Raw genomic sequence first — 20,712 nt, forward strand, 5'->3', positions numbered from 1 at the left:
AAAATCTCAAGGGATGAACGGGACGACATAAGTGCGGTACGCCACCTCCCACAGCGGCAAGCGTCCGGTGTCGACCTCGGCCGTTCCGAACGGCTCAGTGGGGGCCTGGCTGGTAGTGAGCCGGTAGCTGATCACCGGGGTCTCGGGCTCCGGACCGAGCGCGATGGGAAAGAACGCCGACACTGGAGCAGTCGTCCGTTTTCCGGCCTGCTGGCCGATGACCCCGTGTCCGGTGGACGGAGTGAGAATCAGGCCGTTGCTGCTCAGGGACACGGGTCGGCCCGGCTCGATGCGGCTCGCGTCCGAGCCCTGCATGAGGACCACATCGACTCCGCCGGCGCGTGTGACATAGGCGGCCGGGGTTGTGCAGGTGACCGGAAGGAACATCACAACGGAAGCCGCGCCGGCGAGCAGGGCGCCGACGAGGCTGACCCTGACCCTGGAGGCTCCGGAGCCCCGTACCTCTCCCACCATGCGCCTGATGCCACGGCCGACGAGATAGAGCACGTAGCAGAAGGCCGAGGCAGCTAGGCATGCACCGACGAACCCGGCACGCTGCAGCAGCCCAATCCACAGCTTCAGCGCGGTCGACAGCAGGTACAGGGGGAAGGTCATGCATGCTAGCCCGTACCAGACGGTCCAGCTGCGGCCGGGTAGCTCCCGCCGGTAGGTACCGCCGAAGAGCAGACGCGCGACGCTGCGGCGTGCGTCCTTGATCGCCCTGTCCCGCAGGTAGGGGATATCCACGCGGCTCATCAGCGCGATGTATCCGTCCAGCTTGATCAGCGGCAGCAGGTTCAGCAGGCCGGTGATGTAGCTGCCGACGGCGAACAGCACCAGACACGTTTTCACGCCCCCCTCATCGAGCGGCCACGCGGCCACGGCGGATGCTCCGGCGAGGAACGTCTGCACCGCGGGTCCCGCGAGGGCGACGTGGACGCGCTGGCACCGCTCGGCAAGCCGCCACGAGTCCGACACGTCGCAGAAGAACGTCGGCATCAGGTAGAACAGCATGATCCCGATACGGGACGGGCGACCGCCGTAGCGGATGAGGGTGAAGGCGTGCCCGAGTTCGTGCAGCGAGGTACCGGCGATCAGCCCGATGAGGAGACCCACGTAGGCCAGCGGAGACAGGGGCTGGGACACGAGATTGGTCACGTAGGGAGCCTGTACGGCCAGCACGACAAGTCCGGCCAGGGCGGTCACGACGGAAGCGGCCGCGAGCCGGCGCCCCTTCCAGCGGGCCAGGGCCGGCTGAAGGGCCTGCATCGTCCGACCGGGGCTGAGCAGCGTGAGCTGCACGGTGAACGGCGGCACCAAGGTGATGCGGGACGAGCGCTGCTTCTTCTTCGGCGCCTGCTCACCGCGGTCGAGCAGACGTAGCGCGTCGAAACGACCAACGGCATCAGTGACCAGCTCCGTGGTCCACGGGAGGCCCATCGATCCGGCGAGGCTATCGATCGTGGTCTCGCCGTCCAGGCGCTGGGCCAAGGAGGCGACGGAGGCACTGACCCGGATGTAGCGGGGGCCGTGCTGGATGACCCAGGAGCCACCGTCGCCCATGGGCGGGTGGACCTCTATGCCCGGTGCGAGCCGGGGCCGCTGCGCGTCCGGCAGGACCGGCGCGGTGGTAGTGCTCACGGTGGTGGCTCCTCGGAATGTACAGGGAAAGGGCGGCAGTGTGCCCCGCCTCCGCCCGGCCCCCGGCTCAGGAGCGGGGCGGAGGCAGCGTCTACGGTTTCTCCGGAGATCCGGTGAGTGCAGGGACGCTCACCGAAGGGCGGTCACCATTGATCAGGTGAGGGCGATCGACGTGCCGACCGCGGAGGAGATGGTGGCGCCGATCGAGACGCCGGTCCAGAATCCGGGGGCCTCCAAGGCCTCCAGCTCCTGCATCTCCAGCTCCAGCGCCGGGGCTTCGTTCGTGGTGTTCTCCATCAGAGGGTTTTCCTTCGTGATAGGTGGATGAGTGGGTGCGGCACACGGCCGCGCTGTACCCGGCCCGCCCGAAGGCGCGAGGCAGGAGGCAGGGATCAGGTGAGGCTCCACGCCACGGAGACGATGGAGACGCCGACGCTGACACCGGCGCTGGTCGCCCAGCCCGGGGCCTCCAAGGCCTCCAGCTCCTGCATCTCCAGCTCCGAGATGGTCAGGTTCTGAAGCTCGACCTCGATGTGGTCCATGAACTTCTCCTTTGATGCGGCACCCGGTGTACTCACGCCTGGTGCGCTCGGATGGTGTGGTCCTCCGCATGCACGCGGTCTGGTGCCGTGTGCGTGCGGTGGTCTGGTGGGCCGACGGTGCCGGGCGGGGGCACGACACCGTCGGCAGTCGGGTGGGTGGCGTCCGTGAGGAGTCGGCGGATTTCCTGCGCGCGGACGCCGTCGAGGATGGGCAGGCCGGCCCCCCACGCGCGCATGATCCGCTCGGTGGCCTCCGCGAGCTGACGGGTGCCGGCGTGCACGGTGCGTTCGATGGCCCAGGCGTCCATCAGCCGTTCCAGCCCGGTGGCCGGATCCTGGCCGACGTGTGGGAAGGTGCCGCGGATCACGGTCCACAGGCTGCGGATCCGGTTGGGGCTGCCGAGCCGGTCGTTCCCGGCCAGGCAGTGCCGCCACAGCACGGGCCACACGGCGGACACGGTGCGCATCTTGGCCAGTCCCAACAAAGTTGAGAGCTCGTTGGCGATGCACCAGCACTTCACGGCATAGGGGCTGCGGCCGATATTGAGGTGGCCAATCTGGGATTGCGCACTCATCTCGGCGATGCGCAGTCGCAGATCCGCAGGAATCGGATTCCCCGCGGCGCGCAGGCGGGCGACCTCATCCCCCGCCTGAATGAGGCGTACGGCAAGATCTTCGACGGCGGCATCCTGCTCCGGCAAGGGGGCCGGGTCACCGGTGTAGGGGCTGACGGTGCGGAACAGTGCCTCCAGGACGCCGTCGGCAACCAGGTCGGCGGGCAGCGTGTCGGTGGCCTCCGCAATCCACATCGCCTGGATCGGGCGCAAGCATGATCCGGTGACCAAGAGCTTGTGACCGGCGCGTTCGAAACAGGCCACGGTGCCCAGTTCGCTCCCGGTGCCCAAAGTAGTGGGTACGGCCAGGACTCTTACGCTGTTGCCAAGGTGGGAGGGCAAGAGGAGAAATCCGCTGCGCTGCGGCGCGGTGAGGTAGCGGTACATGTCCGGCTGAACGGCTGACAGCGCGGTGAGCTTGGCAAAGTCGAGGGTGCTGCCGCCGCCGATGGCGACGATCAGTTCGCGCGGCGCGAGCCGGGCAGCCAGCGACCGGATCGCCTCGGCATCCCGGTTGATCGGGAGGGTCACCACCCTGGAGGTGATACCCGCGCTGCGGATTCGGTCGCGCACGCCTACGGTGGCGGGCTGTCCGGTGAGGGCCGGATCGCAGATCATGGTGACGGCATCGGCCTCGTCACCGCGCAGCCACTCGGCAAGGGAGCCGATGGACCGCAGCGGTGCGGCTGGCGGCGTGAAGCCCTGCCTGGCAGCTCGCGCGGCGGTGTCGGACATCGATATCGTCTCCTTGCCGGAACGGAAGGCCGTGAAAGGGTGCTCGGGGAGAGGACGGCTGCGCCCGGCCCGGCCGGTGGGCGCGGGCCGAGGCACAACCAGTGCGGAACAGATGGCGGCGTCAGGTCGCCGCGACGACGGACACGCTGACCACGGTGCCGATCGAAACGCCGGTCCAGAAACCCGGGGCCTCCAGGGCCTCCAGCTCCTGCATCTCCAGCTCACAGGCGTCGATCTTCGACTCCTCAGCAAGATTGCGGTCGGTCATGTTGCTCTCCTCCTCTCCACAGGGGTCGGGTCGGGGTAGCCAGAACCCGCGAGGTTCTGGAGTCTTCAAGGCGAAGGCTGTTCCCGCTCAGTGGCGTGCGGCGACGGCGGTCAGGGCATTCAGGCCGGTTTCGACGCAGGCCATCAGTTCGTCCGTCTCCGCGTCGGTCCACGTCAGAGCGGGGACGAGCTGGATGCCAGAGGGTCCGGGGTGCACGATTGCGCCCTCGTCGCGGATGCGGTCGACGAGCCATGCGACACCGGGCGGTGCGAGGCGGTGCCCACCAGGACCTCGCAGATGCAGAGTCCGGAAGCAGCCCTGCCCGGTGGAGCGGTTCACCAGAGGATGCTGGTCCACCAACTCATTGATGCGGGTGGCGAGGCGGTCGGCGACACGCCGACCCGAGACGACAGCATCGAGTCGCTGCATCTCGCTGATCGTCGCGCTGATCGCGGCGCACGAGACGGCCGTTCCGCCCTGGGTCTCCGCGTGCGTGAGAATGGCGTCGTGGCGGGTGAAGATCTCCGCGACCTGGTGGGAGAAAATGACCGCCGACGCGGGCATGGTGCCGTTCGTCAGCCCCTTCGACGTGATCAACACATCCGGTCGGCCCGGCCAGGTGTGAGAGGCGAAAAAGCTGCCGGTGCGGCCGAAGCCGGTCGCCACCTCGTCCGCGACGAGCAGGAACCCGGACCGATCGCGCAGCAGCAGCAGTTCCTCGATGTAATCCGCGCCGAGCGGGATCGTTCCGGTACCCAGGACGGGTTCGACCACGAGTGCGGCGACCTGACGGCCGATGCGCTGGATGAGGTCGCGCAGCTCGCCGATGTCGTTGGGAGTGATGTGCCGGATCAGGCGCTGATCGACACCGTAGACACGCTGGCCCAACTCCTCGCCGGTTATGGCGAACCCGCCGAATGTCAGGCCGTGGAAGCTGCCGCGCAGAGCAACGATCAGGTTGCGCTCCGGATGCCCGTCGAGGGCGTGGTACTGGCGCACCAGCTTCATCGCGGCATCGTTGGCGACACCGCCGCCGGACGAGAACAACACGCGTGCGTAGGTGTCGGTGTCAGCTACAGCGAGCAGGTCGGTCGCGGCGCCGCGGGCGTAACTGTTCTCGAATCTGAACGCACCCAGGTAGGAAGCTTCCCTCGTGGCCTCGCCGATGGCATCCGCGATCACCGGGTTGCCGTACCCGAGGTTGGCGTTCCACAGGCCGCTGTCGCCGTCGAGGGCCGTGCTGCCGTCCGCGAAGGTGATGCGGTGGCCTTCAGCCCGCACCGCGCACTGCCGGTCACTGCCGTGCGTCGAGGGAGCGATCAGGTAGGGCCACAGGATGTTCCCGGTCATGCGCGCACCGCCTTGATCAGAACGACACGGTGCCGTTGCCCGACCGGCGTCAGCTCCCGCTGGTCGAGCGCGGTGAACCCGGCCTGATGAAGTTCCCCCTCGATGGTGGCGATGCTCATGCTGGGAACCTCGTCATGTGCCACGACCACGCGTCCGGTGGGCGGTGGATCGGCGGGAACGATGGTGACCGCACGGTGCAAGGCGCCCGTCGGCCAGTACTCGTACAGGTCGTACGGGGTACCACTGGCACCGTGGGCGCGCTGAACGACCTCCTCCTGGTCGCCGTCCCCACCGCGCTCCAGAATCGACACCAGGAACTGGCCGCCTTCGCTGAGATGGTCGGCGACACATCGGTAGAGACCGGCCCGGCCAGGTGTATCCAATAGGGACAGTGAGGTGGTGCCGAGCAGGACGTGGGCGAAACGCCGCCCCAGGGTGAAGCCGGACATGTCCGCCTGGACCACGGTGCACCGCTCGCGCACCCGCTCAGGTGTTCTGGCGAGCCGCTGGGTGAGCAGGCCGAGCATGTGCGGAGACATGTCCAGCGCCGTCACATCGCGGCCGAGTGCCAGCAGCGGGAGGGTGAAGCGCCCGGAGCCGGCGGCCAGGTCCAGCACCGGCCCATCAAGGGTGCGAACTGCGGTGATGATGTCTCGGATCTCGAAGCCGTCCGCTGCCGCGAGGTCGTCGTACACGCCGGATCCGTCCTCGTCGTACAGGCCGCACAGGCGTGCCCGGTCACCGAGCTGCGCGACGCGCTCACCGGCTCGGCCCGGGAGAAAAGGAGTGGCCACAGGAGTCATCACACCGCCACCACGGGCTCGGGGAGCGAGACACCCTGCTGGGTAAAGTAGTCGCGCACCTGCGACAACCGTTCGGCAGAGTCCGGATCGGCTTCCCCGGCCAGGAGACATTCGACGGCCCCGGCGACGTCGCGGCTGACGCTGAACAGCCGCCCCGCGGCGAAGACATACGCCTCTTCTTCGGTGAACATCACCAGCGGGGCCTCGGCGTCCCTGATGTCCGGCCCCTCCAGGGCGAGGCCGGGGACGAGCCGTACACCGAACCCGGATACCTTCGGTCCGTGCGCACCCCGCGCGATCACCGAGCGCAGGGCACGTACCGCCGCGAGGTAGCGCCGCAGATACGGGCGTTCCCGGAGAGCCGCAGAGCGGTCCGGATCGCTGATCACCGCGGCCAAGGCGACAGCGCACGGCGCCGGGCTTGCGGCGTTGATCTCGTCGTAACGGGCTGTCAGCGTGTCGAGACTGTCGCCCATCGTGCCCAGAACGGCTCCTCGGGGCGAGGTCGACCAGTTCCCGGCACGGTCCGCGTACAACCTTGTCAGCGGGCCGTCGCCCCCCGGACCGCCGCCGAGACCGGACGTGTCCGCGAGCAGCACGGACGGGGTGATCAGAAACTCAGGAAAGACGCCCTCCTCGAGCGCTCGGTCGGCGTCGCGCAGACAGGCGGCGAAGTCCTCGCTCGTGAAGAGGCGGACGATGGTGGGACCGAGGACCGTCATGTAGGCGCTGGTGGCGTAGTCCTGCGTCTGGAGGTAGAAGTCGTGTCCGAGAGCGAATTCCGTGCCGGGTTCGTCGAGCGCCCCGTCATAGCCCACGATGGGGCCATCACCGGTTCCGGGGGCAAAGGCCACGGTGGAGCCTCCGATGACGCCGGAGGATACGGCGTCATCGAGGTGGGCGCGGTCGGCGAGGACAACCGTGGCGGCCTGCCCGGCGGGAAACCCGTCCGGGCGGGCATGGCCCGAGCCCCACGACATGATGTGCTGTTTCGCGCGTCTGCGCGCGATGGTATCCATCGAAGAACCTCTCGAAACAGGGCCCGCGGGCAACCGAAGCTCTACTGGTGCGCCTTGAGAAGGGTGCGGAGGTCGGCCATGGCCTCGGGAGGGCCGAACATCTTGTTGACACCCGTGGTGTTCAGGACGATCTCGTCGGCTCCGGCCTGGCGGTACGCGTCCAGGCCCTTGAGCACATCATCGAGATCGCCAGTGACGAACCCCCCGGTGTCGACCACTGCGCGCGCCGCCTGGTGCACGTCGTTGCCGTCGCCGATGTCCGCGCCGGCCCGGCGGAGCATGTCCTGGTAGTGCGGTGCCTGGAGGTGGGCGAGGTTACTCGCCAGCGCCAACCGCTCGGGATCGGTCTCGTCGCGCCTCAGCCCGACGGGCACCATCGCGATAATCCTCGGCCGACGGGTGCGTCCTGCCTTCTTCATCCCTTCCGCGACCGCTGGAACCAGCACGTCCTTCAGATAGGACGGTGGGGTCAGCCAGGTGATGACAGCGTCCGCGACCTCACCAGCGAGACTGGCCATGCCTGGCCTGAGCACACCGAGCCCCACATCGACCCGAGGCGCCACCGTTAGGGGCAGTTGGCCGGTCAGGGTGAACTCCGGCCCGTCCCTCTGCACCAGTTCACCATCCAGCAGGCTGCGCACGGCAGTGACGTAAGCGCGCGCCGTGTTGAGCGGGCTGGAGTAGGCGGAGCCAAGGATGTTCCGCTGGAACTGCACGGCTCCGGTCCCGAATCCCGCAGTGACCGGATGTCCCGTGGCCAGCGCCACGGAGCGGGCTTGCGTCGCTGCTTCGAAGGGGTTCCTCAGCGGCATCAGTGTCACCCCTAGCCCAGCCGGCACCCTGAAGCCCGCCCCCGCCACACCGACGAACGTCTGATGCGGTTCGAGCACCATGGACTGGCCCTGCCACAGCCGCGCCGCGCTAGTCCAATTGACCAGGCCGGCGAACGGCAGCACCTGCTCCAGACGGCGAGGAACGAACGGGATGAGAACTGACAGCTCGGTCACGGCGGGAGCCTCTTCTGTTTCTCGGCAGACACTCAACGGTCAGGAAGGCTGAACCGGAATCAGCCCCAGTCGTTGGTCCCGCTAGGCTCGATGACCGGAAAGGGCAGGTCTACCGGAGCGATGACCGCGCGGCCGGGCCACGGGGCCGAGACACCGTCGGCGGCGTACGTGACGCCGTGGGCCGCGAGGGCGAGCAGTCCGCCGGCCAGGAACGTTGCCGAGGAACGGCGTAAGGTTCTCACCACTTTGTTGCTGTTCACGATGTTCCCCCCTGATGGGCACATTACGTGGTCTCGTGCCTTCGGTCTCGTTCTTGCAAGGTCAACTCTGGCCGTTGCCAAGCCCTCAAACGAGATAAAAACCGTGCAGCTTCCGGAACCAGGACAGTGCAGGAAACGGCACCAGAACGGTGACCGATGCGCTGCGCAGCGTGAGTCGGTAATGCCGAGCCGGACCGTTACGGCAGCTTCCAGCCGCTCCAGGCGAACAGGAAGCCCAACGCACCGGCTGCTGAGGGCTTCTCGCTACCGGTGTCGGCGGCCTCGATCCACGGGCGACGCGGGCTTGGTCGAGCGTCAGGCCGAGCCGGAAGTCCCAGCCCTGGACACGTCCGTGGATCGCCGCGTGCGCCGCCAGCTCAGGGAAGATCCGCTCAGCGCGCTCGGTACGGCTGGCGACACCGGCAAGGTGCGGAGCTGTCCTGGCGAGCAGCCAGGCAGGGCTTTTCCGGACTAAGGAATTGATCACTGCGCGGAGGCCATGTGGCCGCAACAGTTGACCCTGACGCAGGGGCAACCTCCCAGCATGGTCGGCATGACGACGAGAACCAGTGCGATCGAGGTCGCCGGGCTGCGCAAGTCGTACGGCGACCACGAGGTGGTCGCCGGAGTCGACCTGACCGTCCCCGCAGGCACCGTCTACGCCCTGCTCGGACCCAACGGGGCCGGCAAGACCACCACAGTCCGGATCCTGTCCACATTGCTGCCCGCAGACGCCGGTGAGGCTTGGGTCGCCGGATACGACATACGGCGCGATGCAGGCCAGGTGCGTGCGTCGATCGGAGTGACCGGGCAGTTCTCCGCCGTGGACGAGTTACTGACCGGGCGGGAAAATCTGCGGTTGATGGCCGACCTCGGTCACCTCGACCGGCGCCATGCGGAGAGCGTGATATGGCAATTGCTGGAGCGGTTCCACCTGGCTGATGCCGCCGACCGGCGTGCGGTGACGTACTCCGGCGGTATGAAGCGGCGGCTGGACCTGGCCATGACCCTGGTGGCCGGGCCGCGGCTGATCTTTCTCGACGAGCCGACCACCGGCCTTGACCCGCGCAGCCGCCGGGACCTGTGGGGGATCGTGCGGGGACTGGTGGCCGACGGGGTCACCGTCTTCCTCACCACCCAGTACCTGGAGGAGGCCGACCAGCTCGCCGACCGGATCGGTGTGCTCGACGGAGGCCAGCTGGTCGCCGAGGGCACCGCGGCCGAGCTGAAGCGACTGGTCCCCGGCGGTCATGTCGAGCTTCAGGCCGCCGACAGTGCACGGCTGGCCGAGTTGGCACGCCAGTTCCCCGGGGCGAACACAAACGCCGCGGCGCTCACCCTGACCCTGCCGCACGACGGCAGCCTCACCGAGCTGCGACGGCTGTTGGCCGGGATCGACGACGACGCGGTCACCGGGCTCGCCGTGCACACCGCGGACCTGGACGACGTGTTCCTGGCTCTGACTGACCACTCCACCGCCGACGAGTCTCCCGAGGATGTGCCGGCATGAATAGCCCGACGTATGCCGTCCGCGATTCGGCGACCATGCTGCGCCGCAACCTGAAGCACATGGCCCGGTACCCGTCGCAGACACTGATGCTGATCGGCCTGCCGCTGGTGTTCCTGCTGCTGTTCGTCTACGTCTTCGGAGGCACCATGGGCGCTGGTCTGCCCGGAGCCCCGGCAGGGGACCGCGGCGACTACCTGACGTTCATCACTCCCGGTATCTTGGTGATGGCGGTGGCAAGCGTGTCCATCAGCACCGCGGTCTCGGTCGCCACCGACATGACAGGCGGAATCATTGACCGGTTCCGAACCATGGCCATCGCCAAGGTCTCGGTGCTCACCGGCCACGTCCTGGGCGCGATGATCCAGACCGCACTGGCACTCGCAACGGTCTTTGGCGCCGCGTTCCTGCTCGGTCTGGAGACCGCCGCCTCGGCGATGCAGTGGTTGGGTCTGATCGGGCTGCTCGCGCTGCTGTCGTTCGCGATGACCTGGTTCACCGTGGCGCTGGGGCTGGCCAGCCCCAACCCGGAGACCGCGAGCAACTGGCCGATGATCTTCATCATGCTGCCGTTCGTTGGCAGCGGGTTCGTGCCGGTCGAGTCGATGCCGACCAGGCTGCGGTGGTTCGCCGAGTACCAGCCGTTCACACCGATCATGGACGCTTTCCGCAGTCTGCTGGCCGGATCGCCCGATGGTTCGGACGTGCTCTGGGCCATCAACTGGTGTGTGGTGATCGGGCTGATCGGCTACCTCTGGTCGCGACGCCTCTACCGGACCCGAGCTGCGAACTAGGAGACTGGTCTGATGCTGACGATCGGCGAGCTGGCGTCGTATGCCGGAGTGACGGTGCGCGCGGTGCGGCACTATCACGCCAAGGGGCTGCTGCCGGAGCCAGAGCGGGACCACTCCGGCTATCGGAGGTATGGCGCCGGCGCCGTAATCGAGTTGGTCAAAATCCGGACCCTCGCCGAGGCCGGGGTCCCTCTGGCTCGCGTGCGGGAACTGCTACAGGCCGACGAGGAGGAGTTCGCCGCGGCAGTCGCAGATATCGACAAGCGGCTGCGGTCGGAGATCCGGGAGCGGCAGCGGCACTGCGAGCGGATCGCCCGCCTCCCCTTTGGAGACAGCCTGGCACTGCCCCAGGAGGTGGTTGAGTACCTTGACCGACTGCGGGCGCTCGGGGTCGACGAACGGATTGTCCAGGTCGAGCGCGACGGCTGGATTCCACTGGCCGCGCGCTCACCCGAGCGAGTCCCGGAGTGGATGGCACGCAAGCGGGAGCAGATCGCCGACCCGCAGATCATCGACTTCTATCTCGCCCTGAGCAAAGCTCTCGACCGCACCGACGACGACCCACGGCTGGTCGAACTGGCCGACAAGTTGGCCGCCTGCATCACGCAGATGGCCAACGAGCAGGGCGAGTTCTACGTCGACGACACCGGCATCGAGCCACCGTTCGCCGAGCTGCTGGATACACATGTCTTCGACACCCTGCCGCCGACCCGTCGGCTGATCGAGCTGCTGACGAAGCGAGGATGGACCGGGTGGACCAAGCTTGAGCGCGTGAACCCAACCCAGGGTTCGGCCGGAACCCGGTAGGAAGACGCTGCGGTGCGGCGTTCCTACCAGGTTGGCCCTGTTGGTGTTCACTGCCCCGCTGGCCTCTGCGGCGCCCCAACGCCACGTGTATCTGAGGTTCAGTGGGCTGAACCTCAGGGCCCGTCGCATACGTCAGGGACTTGGAGTGTCGGTGAAGAGGGGCATGCCGAGGTCGACCAGTTGGGGGCGGCCGTCGTTAGAGGTCCGGTTGAGGCTCGTGAGCTTGGCCATGGCGGCGTTGAGGCTGACCTGGAGTCCTTCGACCTCGCCGAGCCAGCCGTTGGCGCGGGCCTCGGTGATGCGCTCACGGAGGTTGCGGATGATCTCGATGAGGCGGGGCCGCTGCTGCGGATCAAGCTGGAGTACGGGGCAGCGGATACAGGCATGCTCGTGCTTGCAGGGGGTTCCGTAGGGGCGTCCGCAAGTGCCGAGTGAGACCTTGCGGAGTTCGAAGTGCTGCTGGAAGTCGCGCCACTCCTGGGCGGTGGGCTCCCGGTACTCCTCCGGCGGACGTGCCGCGCGACGACGGTCCAGGAAGCCGCGGTAGGTCCTGATCAAGTCGTCTTGGAAGACGGCGAGATATGCCTGAGTGGTGGTCAGCGTCTTGTGTCCGAGGATGCGGGCAGCGATGTGGACTGGCAGGCCGCCGGTGACGGCCTCGGTCGCGAACATCCTGCGGAAGTCGTGGGGCGTGTAGCGAAGGGGCTCGCCTGCCGCGTCACGTAGGCCGGTGCATTCCAGGGTGCGGTCGAGGAGGCGCTTCACGGCGGCCTCGCTCAGAACCGCTGACTGCCAGTAGGGACGGCGCTGGAAGAGATGCGGGAGCTGTGGGCCGGTGACGCGCTCGTGGGAGTCGTAGCGGGAGACCAGCGGGATCTTCCCGCCGTTCGCGTCGCGTAGGCGCTTGATGATCGTGGCCAGGACGCTCGCCAGCTCGGGGCTGACCAGCAGCAGCCGTTCCTCGTTGCTCTTGGACGGCACGATCTGCAGCAGCGGAACGACCTCGCCCTGGTCCGGGAGTTGGTCGGGGAGCTTGTAGGAAACCAACGCCAAGTGCGTCAGCTCGGTGAGTTCCTCCGCGCGGACGCCGGTGTGCCGCAGGGTCTCAATGACGGCCCAGGCCCAGAAGGCGTCGTCCTCGACGAGGGTCTGGTTGATCCGCCGCGCCGTGCTGCCGACTTCCTTGATGAAGACGTGCGGTGAGCCGTGGTCGGGACGGCTGGGCACCTGGTTGACCGCGGGAAGCACCCGCAGGTAGCGCTTCCCGGCGTGCTCGAAGACGTCGTTGAACGGCGTGGAGCGGGCCGCCTCCAGGAGCTCGGCGGCTTCACGGCGTACTCGCTCAGCGGTCTCGACAAGCACCGGCAGGTGTGGCAGCCGTTCCCGCACCCGCTGGTGCATCCGAGCTGTGGTCTGTTTGATCATCTTGTGGTTGCCAGCGCCGTCGCCCCTGGTGATCGGGCTGGGGACGGCCCACTGGGCCCAGTAGGGGTCCTCGTGCGCCCACTCCTGGATGTCGAGGTAGAAGCCGCGGATGCGCATCATCACGTCGATGCGCGAGCGTCGCTCCCGGACCTGGCCGCTCTTGTCGGTGTAGGTCAGAATCCGCTGCTTCCAGGCGTCAATGACGTCCTCCGGGATCCGAAGGGTCCCGATGCCGGGGTGGTGGGCTTCGATGTCTGCCCAGAAGACGCCGGCCAGTTCGCGTACCAGTCCGCGGAAGGTGCCGTAGTCGACGGCCGGCCGCCGTTCGTCGAGGTAGCGCACCAGCACGTTGCGGATCTGGGTGGACTGGATGTTGTAGGAGTCGACGAGTTCGGCGGTCGGCCGCTGTCCGTGCCGAAGTGCGTCCTTGAGGGTGTCCTTGGTCTGGAGGATTCCGACCCCGCGCAACAGGTCCCAGGCGCTGTGAGTGCCGACGTATGCCTCGCCGCTTGCGCGCCGGTCACGGGCCCGGAGGTAGAAGATGTCCTCCATGGTGAGCTGATCGAGATCACGGCCGGTGTGCAGGATGATCGAGGAGATCAGGCGGAGGCCCTCGTCGATGTGGCGGCCCGTCATGCCGACATCGGCGCCGTAGCGGCGGATCTCTTCGAGCTTGCCGTCGGGGAAGAGCAATTGGACGTTCTTGAAGAGCCGCATGGCCTTGTAGCCGCGCAGGAAGCCGTAGCCCGGCAGCACGATCCGGTTGATCATCAGCTGGTTCATGCCCGAGATCACGCCGTTGCGCATGGAGTCCCGTTGGTCGTCGCCAAGCACTCCGGCCAGCACGATCTCCTTGCCCTGGTCGGCGCCAGCTGCCCGCCACCGTGCCTGCCAGCCGTCCCCGGGATGCGTCTCCAACCACTCCAGGATCCGGCCGGAGAAGGCCAGGAACCTCACGGCAGGATCGACGCTGAGGCGGTCCGACTTTCGTGGCCAGAGCGGTGAGGCGGGAAGCAGCGCCAGAACCTCGTCGTGGGTGCACTTGTCGTGCGGGCCGACGCGGTTCTCGTCGGCCTTCAGGTCGTGTTCGACGAACAGCGGTCGTGCCGGCGTCGTGCCGGTACCGGCCTGCCGGGTCCGGTTGGCTCGTCGTCCTCCCATGTAGCTCATGCCTGACCACCCCCGAACAGCACCGCCAGGTCGCTCGCCTCGTAGCCCGTGGCGACGGCGGTCGGTGGCGCGGGAGACTTCGTCCGCTCCTCGCGGTCCGCGAGGTACTCCTGGACGCGGGCGATGACCTGCTCTTCCTCCTCGACCAGGTAGATGTCGGCGGTCGTGCTGAGGTGCGCGTGCCCGAGGATGGTCTGCACGTCGCGCAGGGTCAGGCGCTTGTCCCGGGCCATCCTCAGCGCGGCGGTGTGCCGCAGGTCGTGCATCGACCAGTTCGTGCCCAACAGGGCATTGGCCCGGCGGAACACCGCGCGCAGGGCCTCGTAGTTCAGCGGCTGGTAGTTCAGCCCTTCGCCGTGATCACGTCGGCGCAGGGTCCACCACAGGGGCTCCTGCGGATCGAGCGGCGGCCCTTCACTCTGGTAGAGCCGCAGCCAGATGAACGACTCCGGGCTGGAGGGCAGCCACTGCTCGGCCTGGGAGCCCTTGCGCTCGACGCGTACCAGCTGATCGCCCCAGTCGACGTCGACGCCGCGAACCCCGAGGAGCTCGGAGGCGCGGGCGGCGTTGCTGATGCCGAGCGCAAGGATCGCCCGGTCCCGGTTCGACCGCAGGGCCGAAAACAACTCGTTCCACCGCTCATCCGGCATCTGCCGCGGGAGCCGACGCGGAACCTTGGGGTTGTAGCGCAGCCGCCCCTCGCTCCCGTACGGATCCAGCGGGTTGTGATGGGCATGCGGTCGCCGCCTCACGCTCCGTGCCAGCGGCACCGGGTTGACCAGCGGGCCGCTGCCCGACTCGATCCAGAACTCGTAGAAGCTGCGGAGCACGGCGTTGCTGTGCCGGATCGTGCGAGGCTTGTAGAGGTCGTCCAGGTACGGCTTCTTCGTGATCGTGTTGGTCGTCCCCGCAGTCGCTGCCGAGTGCGTACGCGCAGACGTCCGAGGCTTCGTCGTGACGCGCAGCCACAGCACAAAGTCGCGTACTTCGGCCGAGGTGGCCCGGTCCCACTCGACCTGGACCACCCGAAGCCACCGCCACCAGCGCAGAAGATCGAAGGCGTAGCTGCGGACGCTGCCCGGCCGGTTGTCCCGAGCGACGAAGTCGATCAGGAACCTGCGAACCGGCTCCACCGCTCTCCCTTCCTCATCGAAGACCAGCCAGGGCACCGCCCCTGCTCCGACCGCCACCCGCCCCCATCGCGGGAGACGGATCGACTGGATGTCACGAGATGCTGCGTCCAACTTTGTTGCGCTCCTTCGTCGTTCGGATGCGCAACGTCTACCGACTAGGCCATGCGAGGGATGCGGTCACACCCGGCGTGTCGTCCGGTAGTCCGGTCAACAGCTCGGTGCCGTCCACCCTGGCAGGAGACCGGCTTCGTCCGCAGGAGGGACTGACGGCCGTCGCGGCTAGATCGCGGCAACGTTCGAGAGGACGACCGGTGTGCCGAGCGCCGGCCAGGCGGTGGACCTCGACAGGCCGCCGAACCGTTGAGCGCCGCGCTCACCCTGGCCTCCCGCGCCCAGGCGCTGATCGTGGATCTTCGCGCCAACCGGGGCGGCGACCCGGACACGGCCGCCTTCGTCTGCAGCTACCTGCTCGACGAGCGCGCCCACCTCAACACCATGCACTGGCACGGCGGCGAGCGCGGCGAGCAGTCCTGGAGCCTGCCGCACGTTCCCGGCGCGCGCTTCGGTGGCAGCAAGCCGTTATATGTGCTGTCCAGCGACAGCACCTTCTCTGCCGCTGAGGAGCTGGCGTACGACCTCCAGCAGCTCGGCCGCGCCATAGTCGTCGGCGAGCGCACCCGCGGCGGCGCACATCCGTGCCAGGGCTGGACCGTGCACCCACACCTGGAAGCCACCGTCCCCGTTGGCCGTGCCATCAACCGCGTCTCCAGCACGAACTGGGAGGGCACCGGCGTGCATCCGGACATCCCCTGCGTCGCTGCCGACTCCCTCGACCACGCGCACGCGCTGGCCCTCGCCCAGCTGACGGGCTGACCCAGTCCAGCTCACCAACAGCAGCGAAAGGGCTGGATTCGCTTGCCGCGGCCGTGGGAGCATCAACCACGGATCTCACCCAAGCATCGCCCCAAAACCCCAGGTCACACGGGCGGCGGAGGATCGGCCGGGCCGCACGGGCGCGCGTTTACCTCACCGATCTGAGGCAATTACCTCACGCAATCCGCTTCTCCAATCGCGTTTGCGCAGGTCAGAAGGTTTCTGCCCGCGTAGCGTGTGGTGGGGCGGGTGGGACTCGAACCTAAACCGGTGACCCATCTCACCTGCGGTTTTGCCGGAGAACCGGACATCTCCATCCCATTCGATCCTGCTGAGTCCTCCTCGGTCCCGCTCGATCCGGCGCGGTGAGGCAATTGCCTCACCGACTCTTGAGGTCTCAGCGAGTCGAAGTGAGCCGGCTGGGTCAACGCACACTCCGCTGTGGATCACGCGACGGGCGGAAGGAGAGGGCAACCCCAAGTGGTCCGAGACTCATTCTCCCTCTGGCTACGGAAGTAGCCACTTCGGCGAGTGGGCCAGCCGCCGTCGGTTGCTCCGTGCCCAAGACGCTGATGGTCTGCTCGGAACCGAGGAGGTAGCCGAGCAGCCCGCCCTCGCGGGACGTCTGTCACGCCTCACGGGTCGCGCACGGCGTTGGGGGCGATGCCGTCCACGAAGTTCAAGGGGCGTGGTCCCCAGGATCTGGGCCCGGAACTACCTGGCGGCGGAGTCACTGAACTCGGGAATCAGGCCGCGACGCTTGACCATCTCCAGCCCGGCCGAACCGGGTGGACACCGCGGCCGTACGAGTCGGGCCGCGCCCGGCCGGTGCACCCGCGGGGGCCGACGGCACCAGAGTGCGAACCTCGCCGAACAGCTACGGTCGGCGCGCCCGCAGAGCCTCGGCCGCCGAACGGATCTGCGCCTCGTCCGCATCCTCGTCGTCCACAGCCAGCAGACGCTCCGCGTCCACCAGGTCATCGCCCTCCGCGCCGAGCGCCACCAGCGCGGCCCGGCGCAACGCCGCCCGCTCCCGCTCGGCGCCCTGCTCCTCCCGGCGCGCGGCCTGCAACTCCCTCACGGCCGCCACCTGTTCCCGGCGCTCCACCTCGGACAACGCGGCCTGTTCCGCTTCCCGCTGGGTGGACACGAACTCGGTCAGCGACTTCGGGGAAGCGAAGCCGAGCTGGGACAACGGCCGCTTGCTCGCAACCCGTTCCCCCTGCGCCTCCTCCCGAGTGAGCATCTTGCCCAACCGGTCCTGGGTGAACGTAACCTGCTGCTTCTGGCCCGTCTCGGCGGCCATGTCATCGAGCTGGTCGTTCGTCTCGTCTCCGCAGAGGCACCGAGAATCGGGTAGATCGGCCGCCCGTCAGAGCGAAAGCCCACGGGACAGCGAGGCGGCAGGGGCCGAACCATGCAAATCCTCCAGGCGCGCCCCCGCGCTGCGATCAGTGTAGCCAGCTTGTCGGCACCAGATGGAGACCGGATTACCATGCTCAATTCCCGAACGGCCCACCCACCGGGCTCTCTACGCGTACTCTGACCTCGTGCCACGGCATGTGTGCCCTCCGCCACCCACGTTCCCGGACACCGGGTCCGGGGCGATTCAGAGGAGGCCGCCAATGCGACGGCACTTAGGGAAGCTACTCGACAAACTGGGACGACACGAACTGGCCCTCATCGGGGTCAATGCGATCGCCTCAGCGACGGCGACCCTGCTGGCGGAGGCGCTCTTCTAGCTGGCGACCTCGGCGTCTCCACCGCCGAAGTCGCCAGCCGCTGAAGGCCACTCGCCAGGGAGCCCTGCTCTGCACGCGGAGCAGGGCTCCACTGTGCGCACCGAGCACGGCTTACTGATGTCCTGGGCAACGTGGTCGGGCCGTTGGCGGTCGGCCCCATCTCGGCCAGTCGCGTGGCGGGCGCAACTGTCTCTTATGACTTGCAGGGTACCGAAAGCGTAGACGATCCGAGGGCCTGCTGGTTACGTTTTATGTGTCATCACCGCAAGAACGGCCCTGATCAGCAAGCATGCCCCTGCACACGCCGGGGGCTTCCCCTCTTACATGCATAAGAACAATTAGGCAATAGTGATCATCATCGCCAGCGCGGGGATGGATCGATCGCTATCTCGACCTGACTACGCTCACGGCATCAAGCCGCCCATCACGTCGATGCCCGACAGAGCGGCAGGCGGCAGGCAGACATGCAACTCCTCCCGCGGGCCCCCGCGCCGTTGATCAATGCAGCCAAGCCTCGGCCCTGGCACGTCGGAAGCCGCCCCGTGCCGCGAACTCCCGCAGCACTTATGGCACTTAAGGTACGCTGCGAGCAGCCAGTCGAGGAGCACCGACTGGTCACACGAGGGCTGGCCGCTGTCGCAGGTCAGCACGTTGCACCGTGTCCCTGCACCACGAAGCACGATGGGGATGCACGAGGGAACGAGAAAGTTTCTGGCGACAGCAGGAACTCAGCTTGGCCATGCCCACCAACATGGCCGGACTGAGTCCTGCCATCAGTCCGGCCGCAGTAAACAGCGGGGAAATATGGACTGGGACACGATCACACTCGTGACGCTCGCAGCCTTCGGGCTCGCCGGACTCCTCATCACCCTTTCGATCGGCCTGCTACGCCAGCTTCCGGAACTCTTCCGGGCACTCCGCGCAGCGAAGAACGCGCTCCGCGATCAAAGCGACCACGAATGACCGCGCCCGCCGCCTCAGGTCCATATCTCGGGACCGCCACCACGCCACTCGACCACGGCCGGGTCCTCCAGCCTTACATCATCCGGCCCAGTCCTGCGCGCCGGAGAAATTCGCGCAGGTCGGAGAGGCCATATGCAAGACCGAGGATCCGTCCATCGACAGTGACACGGTGCCCGCCCGTCGACGACGGCCGGTGCACAACGATCCGAGCGGCCACACCTCCACCCTGCTGCGGTACAGCGGACAACGCGCCTCGGCAGGCAAGCCCAGCCACGATGGCTCCAGCACGGAGGGCTCACCAGCAGGCAATGGGAGGGAGCGAATCAGCCACCGGTTGTCACTGCGGCTTCGACTTCGCATGACGACCTTTCCCGCCCGTCCTCGCCCTCTTCCTCCGTTTCCTCATCATCCTGTCCACGACGGGCTGCGGCCTCCGCCATCCGCACGCCGGCCTCCTGCTCCGCCTTCGCTCGAATTCGCTCCACCTCCTGCGACGCATCCTCGATCGGATATCCGGCCTCCGCGAGCATCGCCACCGCCGTCTCCAGCGACAGCACCCCGGCCCCGTACGCCGTCACGACCTCCTCCAGCACCGCGCCGCGGTCAGTCGGTGTGTGCGGCGCCCACACCAGCCGTGCCGGCAGCGTCTCCCCGGCCGTCCAGCCCTCTGCCCGACCCGCCTGGTACAACCGCTGCACCATCTTGAACAGCAATCGGTACTTGTGCTCCCGCGCGAGCCGCATCATCCCGATCAGCGCGTCCAGCGGCCCCAACGCCAACTTCAGCGCGTACCCCGATGGGACCTCCGTCGCATCCAGCGTGCCAAGCCCGGCCGCCGTCACCCGGCTGTTCGCAGCGATCCGCTCAAGCAGGTGATCCACCCGCGCCCTCAGCTCGGCCAACTGCGGCGACGTATCCAGCGCGTCCATCCGCCCGGTATCGCCCAGCTGCCACACGGCACCGGCCTTCACCTGAAGCTCCTGCGGTCGCCCCGTCGCCCGGTCCACCGGCAGCCTTGCGCCCGCAAGCCCGGTGATCGGCGTACCCGTCGTCGCCGACGCCACCGAGCCGTCCGAGTCCGTAGCTGCGAGCTCGTCAAGCGCCTGCAACACCCGCGCGAGGATCGATCGGCCCCAGTGCTCCCCGCCGTCCGGGATCGTGTTCGCGATGTGCACCACCGGCACGAAGTCGATCATCAGATCCAGTCGGTTCAGCTCGGTACCGTCCGGCCGCACCCGGAAGCTCGCCTTGCCCTCCGGCAGGCAGACGGTCCAGCGTCACGCCGTCCTTCAGGTCCTCCAGCAGCCACTCCGCGCGTCCGTGAGGTAGCAGGTCACGTTGGACGTCCGGCCCGGCTCCCACGGGTACTGCCGACCAGCAGCCGCCCCGCCGTCGTCGCCGTGCTAGGCGTCCTCGGAGATCGGCCCCAGCTCGTACGTCACCCGACGCACCCTGGCTTTCAGCCCGGCGTCGTCGTTCGCCGGCAGCTCCCACGCCAGATGCACCCGACTCGGGAAGTCCTCGTCCTCGTCGTCCCACTGCGGGAAGAAGAACCCCGGATCGTAGACGCGCAGCGTCGGCCGCTGCTTCTCCGGGTTCCACGCCAGCACCATCACGCTGTCCCCGAGCAGCACCGCTGCCCGCTCCGCCTGCTGGACACGGAACGTCAGCAGCTCCTTGTCCGCCCACTTCCGCAACCGGTCCTGCACCGCTGCGGCCTCCGCCGCTCCCGGCGTCGGCGTCTCCTCCTCGGCATGCTCCGCCCCCCCTCGACTGCTCCGAACCGAGGAGGTAGCCGAGCGCGGTGTCCACGAGCTTCGCCGCGTCGCCCAGCTCCCGCCGCTCCAACGCGCTCGCGTCGCCGCCGGCCGCCGCAAGCTGCCCGGCCTGGTTGTTGTCGTACGACGCCAGCACCTTGTACGCGGCCAGCCGCCGCAGCTCGTGCGGCGGAACCCACGTCTTGGCTAGGCAGTTTCGTTTGGATCAGCAGGTCGTTGGTTCGGGTGTGCCGTTGACTGATGCGCAGTGGGCGCGGATCGAGCCGTTACTCCCGGACCGG

Annotated in this window: 21 protein-coding genes; 6 read left to right on the forward strand and 15 right to left on the reverse strand. The window is 67.8% G+C overall.

Translation table 11 applies throughout. The features are described 5' to 3' along the window. Positions 1-6: 6 nt before the first annotated feature. From mpaP to ACH4TL_RS30130, 10 genes are all read right to left on the reverse strand, one after another. The gene (mpaP, locus tag ACH4TL_RS30085; RefSeq protein ID WP_398322068.1) at positions 7-1,641 is read right to left on the reverse strand and encodes a daptide biosynthesis intramembrane metalloprotease; all 1,635 of its coding nucleotides are present in this window, start codon (positions 1,639-1,641) and stop codon (positions 7-9) included. A gap of 153 nt (positions 1,642-1,794) precedes the next feature. Next, complete coding sequence (locus ACH4TL_RS30090; RefSeq protein ID WP_398322071.1) at positions 1,795-1,938, reverse strand: daptide-type RiPP; 144 nt, start codon at positions 1,936-1,938, stop codon at positions 1,795-1,797. A gap of 95 nt (positions 1,939-2,033) precedes the next feature. Further along, positions 2,034-2,183, reverse strand: coding sequence for a daptide-type RiPP (locus tag ACH4TL_RS30095; RefSeq protein WP_398322074.1), 150 nt, complete (start codon positions 2,181-2,183; stop codon positions 2,034-2,036). A gap of 32 nt (positions 2,184-2,215) precedes the next feature. Then, positions 2,216-3,532 carry a daptide-type RiPP biosynthesis dehydogenase gene (gene mpaC, locus ACH4TL_RS30100; protein ID WP_398322077.1) on the reverse strand — a complete coding sequence of 439 codons (1,317 nt, stop codon included), beginning with the start codon at positions 3,530-3,532 and terminating at the stop codon, positions 2,216-2,218. 121 nt (positions 3,533-3,653) lie between these two features. Beyond that, the gene (locus ACH4TL_RS30105; protein WP_398322080.1) at positions 3,654-3,800 is read right to left on the reverse strand and encodes a daptide-type RiPP; all 147 of its coding nucleotides are present in this window, start codon (positions 3,798-3,800) and stop codon (positions 3,654-3,656) included. 87 nt (positions 3,801-3,887) lie between these two features. After that, positions 3,888-5,150 carry a daptide-type RiPP biosynthesis aminotransferase gene (gene mpaD, locus ACH4TL_RS30110; protein WP_398322083.1) on the reverse strand — a complete coding sequence of 421 codons (1,263 nt, stop codon included), beginning with the start codon at positions 5,148-5,150 and terminating at the stop codon, positions 3,888-3,890. Further along, the gene (gene mpaM, locus ACH4TL_RS30115; protein WP_398322086.1) at positions 5,147-5,944 is read right to left on the reverse strand and encodes a daptide-type RiPP biosynthesis methyltransferase; all 798 of its coding nucleotides are present in this window, start codon (positions 5,942-5,944) and stop codon (positions 5,147-5,149) included. The genes mpaD and mpaM overlap by 4 nt, the downstream gene beginning before the upstream one ends. 8 nt (positions 5,945-5,952) lie before the next feature. Next, complete coding sequence (gene mpaB / locus ACH4TL_RS30120) at positions 5,953-6,972, reverse strand: daptide biosynthesis RiPP recognition protein (protein ID WP_398322089.1); 1,020 nt, start codon at positions 6,970-6,972, stop codon at positions 5,953-5,955. 41 nt (positions 6,973-7,013) lie between these two features. Then, positions 7,014-7,979 (reverse strand): LLM class flavin-dependent oxidoreductase, encoded by a 966-nt coding sequence (locus tag ACH4TL_RS30125; RefSeq protein ID WP_398322092.1) that lies wholly within the window; start codon positions 7,977-7,979, stop codon positions 7,014-7,016. Positions 7,980-8,038: 59 nt separating this feature from the next. Then, positions 8,039-8,239 carry a hypothetical protein gene (locus tag ACH4TL_RS30130; protein WP_398322095.1) on the reverse strand — a complete coding sequence of 67 codons (201 nt, stop codon included), beginning with the start codon at positions 8,237-8,239 and terminating at the stop codon, positions 8,039-8,041. A 553-nt stretch (positions 8,240-8,792) separates the two neighbouring features. Here ACH4TL_RS30130 and ACH4TL_RS30135 point away from each other — a divergent pair. The 3 genes from ACH4TL_RS30135 to ACH4TL_RS30145 are packed head-to-tail and all read left to right on the forward strand — an operon-like array spanning position 8,793 to position 11,347. Next, positions 8,793-9,749, forward strand: coding sequence for an ABC transporter ATP-binding protein (locus tag ACH4TL_RS30135; RefSeq protein ID WP_398322098.1), 957 nt, complete (start codon positions 8,793-8,795; stop codon positions 9,747-9,749). Further along, positions 9,746-10,540, forward strand: coding sequence for an ABC transporter permease (locus ACH4TL_RS30140; protein WP_398322101.1), 795 nt, complete (start codon positions 9,746-9,748; stop codon positions 10,538-10,540). Before ACH4TL_RS30135 ends, ACH4TL_RS30140 begins: the two co-directional genes overlap by 4 nt. 12 nt (positions 10,541-10,552) lie before the next feature. Further along, entirely contained in the window at positions 10,553-11,347 is a 795-nt protein-coding gene (locus tag ACH4TL_RS30145) for a MerR family transcriptional regulator (protein ID WP_398322104.1), read from the forward strand. A gap of 132 nt (positions 11,348-11,479) precedes the next feature. Here the strand turns inward: ACH4TL_RS30145 and ACH4TL_RS30150 are convergent, their stop codons facing one another. After that, positions 11,480-13,942, reverse strand: coding sequence for a tyrosine-type recombinase/integrase (locus ACH4TL_RS30150; RefSeq protein WP_398322107.1), 2,463 nt, complete (start codon positions 13,940-13,942; stop codon positions 11,480-11,482). Then, positions 13,939-15,186, reverse strand: coding sequence for a tyrosine-type recombinase/integrase (locus ACH4TL_RS30155; protein WP_398322110.1), 1,248 nt, complete (start codon positions 15,184-15,186; stop codon positions 13,939-13,941). The genes ACH4TL_RS30150 and ACH4TL_RS30155 overlap by 4 nt, the downstream gene beginning before the upstream one ends. Before the next feature lie 249 nt (positions 15,187-15,435). On the opposite strand from ACH4TL_RS30155, the gene ACH4TL_RS30160 reads away from it, so the two are divergent. After that, a complete protein-coding gene (locus ACH4TL_RS30160) occupies positions 15,436-15,948 on the forward strand; it encodes a S41 family peptidase (protein WP_398322113.1) in 513 nt (170 codons plus the stop codon). An 877-nt stretch (positions 15,949-16,825) separates the two neighbouring features. Here the strand turns inward: ACH4TL_RS30160 and ACH4TL_RS30165 are convergent. Then, the gene (locus tag ACH4TL_RS30165; protein ID WP_398322116.1) at positions 16,826-17,254 is read right to left on the reverse strand and encodes a hypothetical protein; all 429 of its coding nucleotides are present in this window, start codon (positions 17,252-17,254) and stop codon (positions 16,826-16,828) included. Between the two features lie 1,264 nt (positions 17,255-18,518). Between ACH4TL_RS30165 and ACH4TL_RS30170 the strand changes: the two genes are divergently transcribed. After that, a complete protein-coding gene (locus ACH4TL_RS30170) occupies positions 18,519-18,653 on the forward strand; it encodes a hypothetical protein (protein WP_398322119.1) in 135 nt (44 codons plus the stop codon). A 323-nt stretch (positions 18,654-18,976) separates the two neighbouring features. On the opposite strand, the gene ACH4TL_RS30175 is transcribed toward ACH4TL_RS30170, so the two are convergent. After that, complete coding sequence (locus tag ACH4TL_RS30175) at positions 18,977-19,849, reverse strand: hypothetical protein (protein ID WP_398322121.1); 873 nt, start codon at positions 19,847-19,849, stop codon at positions 18,977-18,979. 207 nt (positions 19,850-20,056) lie between these two features. Next, the gene (locus ACH4TL_RS30180) at positions 20,057-20,362 is read right to left on the reverse strand and encodes a hypothetical protein (protein WP_398322124.1); all 306 of its coding nucleotides are present in this window, start codon (positions 20,360-20,362) and stop codon (positions 20,057-20,059) included. A gap of 95 nt (positions 20,363-20,457) precedes the next feature. Between ACH4TL_RS30180 and ACH4TL_RS30185 the strand changes: the two genes are divergently transcribed. Further along, positions 20,458-20,712 (forward strand): hypothetical protein (locus ACH4TL_RS30185; RefSeq protein WP_398322127.1); only part of this gene is annotated, 255 nt, incomplete at its 3' end.

This window comes from Streptomyces sp. NPDC021115 (assembly GCF_044333065.1).
Classification (GTDB): domain Bacteria; phylum Actinomycetota; class Actinomycetes; order Streptomycetales; family Streptomycetaceae; genus Streptomyces.

What these genes read in the sequence shown, in the direction of transcription:
- ACH4TL_RS30090 (WP_398322071.1), bottom strand. Translation starts at nt 1,938, where the DNA reads ATGGAGAACACCACGAACGAAGCCCCGGCGCTGGAGCTGGAGATGCAG.
- ACH4TL_RS30095 (WP_398322074.1), bottom strand. Translation starts at nt 2,183, where the DNA reads ATGGACCACATCGAGGTCGAGCTTCAGAACCTGACCATCTCGGAGCTG.
- mpaC (WP_398322077.1), bottom strand. Translation starts at nt 3,532, where the DNA reads ATGTCCGACACCGCCGCGCGAGCTGCCAGGCAGGGCTTCACGCCGCCA.
- ACH4TL_RS30105 (WP_398322080.1), bottom strand. Translation starts at nt 3,800, where the DNA reads ATGACCGACCGCAATCTTGCTGAGGAGTCGAAGATCGACGCCTGTGAG.
- mpaD (WP_398322083.1), bottom strand. Translation starts at nt 5,150, where the DNA reads ATGACCGGGAACATCCTGTGGCCCTACCTGATCGCTCCCTCGACGCAC.
- mpaB (WP_398322089.1), bottom strand. Translation starts at nt 6,972, where the DNA reads ATGGATACCATCGCGCGCAGACGCGCGAAACAGCACATCATGTCGTGG.
- ACH4TL_RS30135 (WP_398322098.1), top strand. Translation starts at nt 8,793, where the DNA reads ATGACGACGAGAACCAGTGCGATCGAGGTCGCCGGGCTGCGCAAGTCG.
- ACH4TL_RS30140 (WP_398322101.1), top strand. Translation starts at nt 9,746, where the DNA reads ATGAATAGCCCGACGTATGCCGTCCGCGATTCGGCGACCATGCTGCGC.
- ACH4TL_RS30145 (WP_398322104.1), top strand. Translation starts at nt 10,553, where the DNA reads ATGCTGACGATCGGCGAGCTGGCGTCGTATGCCGGAGTGACGGTGCGC.
- ACH4TL_RS30150 (WP_398322107.1), bottom strand. Translation starts at nt 13,942, where the DNA reads ATGAGCTACATGGGAGGACGACGAGCCAACCGGACCCGGCAGGCCGGT.
- ACH4TL_RS30165 (WP_398322116.1), bottom strand. Translation starts at nt 17,254, where the DNA reads ATGGCCGCCGAGACGGGCCAGAAGCAGCAGGTTACGTTCACCCAGGAC.
- ACH4TL_RS30175 (WP_398322121.1), bottom strand. Translation starts at nt 19,849, where the DNA reads ATGATCGACTTCGTGCCGGTGGTGCACATCGCGAACACGATCCCGGAC.